Annotated in this window: 3 protein-coding genes; 2 read left to right on the top strand and 1 reads right to left on the bottom strand. The window is 35.1% G+C overall.

The annotated features are described in order from the left end of the window. Positions 1-42: 42 nt before the first annotated feature. The gene (mprF, locus tag AB3X49_RS18220; RefSeq protein ID WP_016119902.1) at positions 43-2628 is read left to right on the top strand and encodes a bifunctional lysylphosphatidylglycerol flippase/synthetase MprF; all 2586 of its coding nucleotides are present in this window, start codon (positions 43-45) and stop codon (positions 2626-2628) included. Positions 2629-2632: 4 nt separating this feature from the next. Here the strand turns inward: mprF and AB3X49_RS18215 are convergent, their stop codons facing one another. Beyond that, entirely contained in the window at positions 2633-3427 is a 795-nt protein-coding gene (locus tag AB3X49_RS18215) for a DUF8832 domain-containing protein (protein WP_367963838.1), read from the bottom strand. A 173-nt stretch (positions 3428-3600) separates the two neighbouring features. Between AB3X49_RS18215 and deoD the strand changes: the two genes are divergently transcribed. Further along, complete coding sequence (gene deoD / locus AB3X49_RS18210; protein WP_367963836.1) at positions 3601-4308, top strand: purine-nucleoside phosphorylase; 708 nt, start codon at positions 3601-3603, stop codon at positions 4306-4308. The last annotated feature ends 239 nt before the right edge of the window (positions 4309-4547 follow it).

The following is a 4547-nucleotide window of genomic DNA, read 5'->3' as shown; positions in this document are numbered from 1 at the left end:
ATATTATTGTCTCAGTTTTCTTACACAAGGAGAGTTGTATTTATGTCGTTTTCATGGAAACGTTTCTTACAAATCGGGAAAATAATCTTCCCATTTGTTGTCTTAACAATTGTTTTCTTTCAAGCAAAAAAAGAATTAGCAGGCATTTCTTTTTTAGAAGCAATTGAAACAATTAAAAACATTCCAACTGGTGGGGTATTTTTAGCGATTACACTCGGTGCATTTGCCGTTTCAACAATGTTCTTTTATGACTTTGTTATGCTTCGTTACTTAAAAGCAGATATACCTGTACAAAAGATCTTCCGCATCTCATGGATTGCCAACACTTTAAATGGATTTATCGGTTTTGGTGGTCTTGTTGGTGCCGGTGTACGTACAATGCTATATCGTCCGCATATAAAAGATAATGGAAAACTTATTAAAAGTATTGCTTGGATGACAACCGCTTTTATTAACGGATTAGCCATTCTGTCATTCCTCGGCCTTATTGGAATATTAGACACTAGTTTTATTCTGCACGAAAAACCGTGGTTATGGCCTGTTCTTATCTTCTTTGCTCTTTTCGTTCCTATATATATTGGGTTTTCTAAAATTAAAAATAGAAAAACAAAACAGCTAGACGGACAAGAGGAAGAAGAAGAAGAGAAAAATCCAACTGTTTTATATTCATTAGTTTCATTAGTCGAGTGGGTATCTGCCGGTATAGTTATGTACGTCATTTTAATATTGTTTGGAATTGATATCGAATTTCAAAAGTTTTTAGGTGTTTACGTAATTGCTGCTTTAGCTGGTGTCGTAAGTCTTGTTCCTGGTGGCCTTGGTTCATTTGACCTTGTTTTCTTAACTGGACTAGGACAATACGGCGTTGATACAGGCGTATTACTACCTGCTATGTTATTATACCGACTTGTCTATTACATCTTACCATTCTGCCTAGGTCTCATTTTTGCAGCCTTTGAAATGACAGGAGCTGCCATAAAAAAAATTGAAGATAAACCATTTATTGCACCTGCGTTAGAAACAACTGGTGTAATTTGGACTTTACAACGTGATTTTTTAGGGAAATTAGGTTCATGGGCATCCGCCGCTTTAACAGTATTCGCTGGCTTAATGGTTATTCTATCAACAATTTTACCGACTAGTATAAATCGAGCTCACGCCTTACATATTTTAGCTCCAAAGCACCTTATTCAATTTTCTTTTAGCTTATCATTAACATTCGGTATTCTCCTCCTGATTCTTTCGCGAGGCATATATTATGGAACAAAGCGTTCTTACTATATGACGATTGTTTCTTTAATTGGAGCAGCAATCTTTAATACCCTAAAAGGAATTGACATTGAAGAAACCTTTATTTTATTAATCGTACTTGCTGTGTTGTATATGCTTCGTAAAAGATTTGCACGCGAAAAAATGGAAGTCTCTCTTTCTGACATCGTAAAAGTATTTATCTTCTTATTGCTTACGTTATATTTATATAAAAACTTAGGTATTTTATTTGCGGGTGCAAAAGAAGCGTTCCAACCTGATTTTGTCGTTCGAAATATTACACAAGTTAAACGAAGTGCATTAGCAGCAGCCTTTTTCGTTCCTACTTTTTTACTTATCGGCTCACTAATTGCCAATCGTTACCGTAGTCAATTTCCCGGGCAACCAGCTAATGATAAAAGGTTAGAAAACTTCTTAGATGAACATGGCGGGAATGTACTTAGTCATTTAGGTTTTTTAGGAGATAAACAGTTCTTCTTCAGTAGTGACGGAAAAGCACTTCTTCTCTTTTCAATTACTGGAAAACGTCTTGTTGTACTAGGTGATCCAATTGGTGATCCATCCTCCTACCGCACTGTGTTGCAAGAATTTTTGACTGAAGCTGATCGATTTGGGTATATTTGCGTATTCTATCAAATTGAAAGCAAATGGATGAGCTTATACCACGATTTTGGCTACAACTTCTTTAAACTTGGTGAAGAGGCTGTCGTTGATTTAAATACGTTTACAATAACAGGAAAGAAACGTGCTGGTATGCGAGCCACTTTCAACCGTTTTGAACGAGAAGGTTATACATTCTCTATTCATGAGCCACCATTCTCAGACGAATTATACGAGGAATTAAAGAAAGTGTCTGATGCTTGGCTCGGCGGAAAAAAAGAGAAAGGATTTTCACTTGGGTACTTCGATCGTGAGTATATTAGTCGTGCCCCTATCGCTACATTATCTGATGCAGAAGGAAAAATCATTGCATTCACAACCTTTATGCCAGTATATCAAAGTGGCATATTATCTGTTGATTTAATGCGTTATTATCCAGATGCCCCTAGCGGAATTATGGATGCAATTTTTATCCACTTATTCCACTGGGCAAAAGAAAATGAATACCATTCCTTTAATATTGGTATGGCACCACTCTCAAATGTCGGTTTATCAACGCAATCGTTCTGGTCTGAACGAGTTGCTGCTGCAATATTTAATAACGTTCGTTACACATATAGCTTCAGCGGTTTACGACATTTTAAAGAAAAATACAAACCTGCATGGAGTGGAAAGTATTTAGCATTTCGAAAGAATCATTCTTTACCAATTACAATGCTCTCTGTAACAAAATTAATAGGAAAACGAAAAAACAGCTAAGTACTTAGCTGTTTTTTCGTTTTTGCACTTGTAGACTAAACTCCTTTTCATACTTCTTACCATTTATATAGAAATCCCCCCATATTTTATATGTTCCTTCTTCTGGAAATGTAATACGATATTGTAATTGCTCATCCGTATCAACAGGAATGGCATATAAAAAATGTCCCCTCGTTTCATCAACGATATATAGCGCGTTGACTTCACCTCTCCCTGAATTTAATTTCAGTTTTTCTCCCTTTTTCGCTTGAAACTGAAATGTTAATGTCGTTGCCTCATTCGGATGTAATGCACCAAATAAAAGAGACACTTGATGCTCTCCTATATTTTTTGTAAGTACAGTATCGACAGGTAGCTTCTTTTTATTCTTGTCCTTGTTTGTCTCCTTTTTTTCTTCACCAAAATCTTTCTTAGCAAATGATTCCACGGACTTGTTTTCATTTTCATACAAAAATATCGTGTACCCTTCACCTTTTGCTACATCTGAAGATAGCTTATACGATCCATTTCCAGCAAATATAGGCTTCGTTTGTTGTATGTTTTTCAAATTTCCATCCACTATCACTGCTCGAATTTGATCGTTCACACCACGAACTTCATTATTCATTTTATTTAGCAATTGAAACGAAATATCGGCTTTTTTATTTCCCTTTTTATTTTTCACATCCCATTTCACTTCTTGAACATCTCCGGTCGTTTCTACAGTTTCTTGATATTTTTTTATGTAAAATCCTCCTGCCACAATAAGTACTAGTGCAATAAGCCCAATGACAAGATTTTTCAAAATATCACCTACCATTTTTATTGTCTTTATCCATGCAAAACCTCTTAAATATATATTCTAGATTATGATTTATGAAATCCTCCTCTTTTGCACATATTACAAATAAAAAAGATTTTAATTGAAAGGAGTCGTAGTGTATAATGCAAATGATATTGATTTCTATCAATACATTATAAGGAGGATTTTTCATGAGTGTACATATTGAAGCAAAACAAGGCGAAATTGCTGAATCTATTCTATTACCTGGTGATCCATTACGTGCAAAATATATTGCTGAAACATTTTTAGAGGATGTTACTTGTTATAATAACGTGCGTGGTATGTTAGGTTTCACTGGAACTTACAAAGGAAAGCATGTATCTGTTCAAGGTACAGGCATGGGTGTTCCTTCTATTTCTATTTATGTAAACGAATTAATTCAAAGCTACGGAGTGAAAAATTTAATTCGTGTTGGGACATGTGGTGCAATTCAAAAAGATGTTAAGGTACGTGACGTTATTATTGCGATGACGGCTTGTACAGATTCTAATATGAATCGCTTAACATTCCCGGGTTTTGATTTTGCTCCTGCTGCAAACTTTGATCTTTTAAAGAAAGCCTACGATGCTGGAACAGAAAAAGGATTACACGTTCGTGTTGGTAACGTATTAACAGCAGATGTATTTTATCGTGAGAGCATGGACATGGTTAAAAAACTTGGAGATTACGGTGTATTAGCAGTAGAGATGGAGACGACTGCTCTTTACACATTAGCAGCTAAATATGGTGTAAATGCATTATCTGTATTAACAGTAAGCGACCATATCTTCACTGGTGAAGAAACAACATCTGAAGAGCGTCAAACTACATTTAACGAAATGATTGAAATCGCTTTAGATGCAGCAATTCAGCAATAGTACACTAAAGAACTCGTCATACGTCTGGCGAGTTCTTTTTTATGCTAAAATACTTCTATAGTCACTGTACCGTCTCTTTATGTGACTTTCTATAAAAAACTACTTTAGAGAGAGACAGATTTATCCCCTCTACTTTTTTGTAACCTTTGTTATAATTAAGAAATCATTTATATTACAGTATTTTTCATACGAGGTGAAACAGTGAAGAACAGAAGCATCGTCTTTAAACTATTTTTATT

Source organism: Bacillus sp. C30 (assembly GCF_040838255.1).
GTDB lineage: Bacteria > Bacillota > Bacilli > Bacillales > Bacillaceae_G > Bacillus_A > Bacillus_A mycoides.
Note: the sequence above shows the minus strand (reverse complement) of the source record. Positions and strands in the feature narration are given on the sequence as shown.

Coding starts and splice junctions, on each gene's coding strand:
- deoD (WP_367963836.1), top strand. CDS start 3,601: ATGAGTGTACATATTGAAGCAAAACAAGGCGAAATTGCTGAATCTATT.
- mprF (WP_016119902.1), top strand. CDS start 43: ATGTCGTTTTCATGGAAACGTTTCTTACAAATCGGGAAAATAATCTTC.
- AB3X49_RS18215 (WP_367963838.1), bottom strand. CDS start 3,427: ATGGTAGGTGATATTTTGAAAAATCTTGTCATTGGGCTTATTGCACTA.